The sequence below is a fragment of the Aphanothece microscopica RSMan92 genome, assembly GCF_046613545.2.
Classification (GTDB): domain Bacteria; phylum Cyanobacteriota; class Cyanobacteriia; order PCC-6307; family Cyanobiaceae; genus NIES-981.
On the sequence record NZ_JBKKKY020000466.1, the window covers coordinates 1 to 489 of the forward strand.

The following is a 489-nucleotide window of genomic DNA, read 5'->3' on the forward strand; positions in this document are numbered from 1 at the left end:
GCGGCTCCCTGGGTGGATGTTGGTATTTTCTGGCCCACTACCGGGATAAAGACCGTGAGGAAAAAACAACAGCCGAGTAAAGCTTTTTTCATTCAGTTTTAAAAAGAGGTAAGGAAAAGGTCACGCGGAAATCTGGGCGTAAATCTACACTAACTTATCTTTTGTACAGTACCTCATTCGGATGGTTATTGTGGCATTCTGACAAAAAAATAGATAAATTAATAGCCGGAGAATATTGATGTATCCGAACCGCCCTGCTATTAACTTTAATTATGCGTATTTACCTAAACATACTGGCCTGACTTAATCCAAAAGAAGGGTTTGCCTAAATTTACTCTTTGGTTCTGAAAAAGGAGAACAAAAAGTAGTGTGGCTGTCTCGGTCATTTTTACGGCGAATAAAAAAATTAACTACTGGGAGTTGCCAGGGAGCTTGTCGTAAAAAGAAAGTCAAGGAGACAAAAAAACGGCTTCGCTCGGCTCTGACGAG

At 40.7% G+C, this 489-nt stretch carries 1 protein-coding gene; it reads right to left on the reverse strand.

Features of this window, described 5'->3' with window-relative positions; translation table 11 throughout:
* Positions 1-303: 303 nt before the first annotated feature.
* Positions 304-489, reverse strand: a 186-nt coding sequence (locus ACLD7X_RS18570) for a hypothetical protein (protein ID WP_411425156.1), incomplete at its 5' end; no start/stop codon positions are given.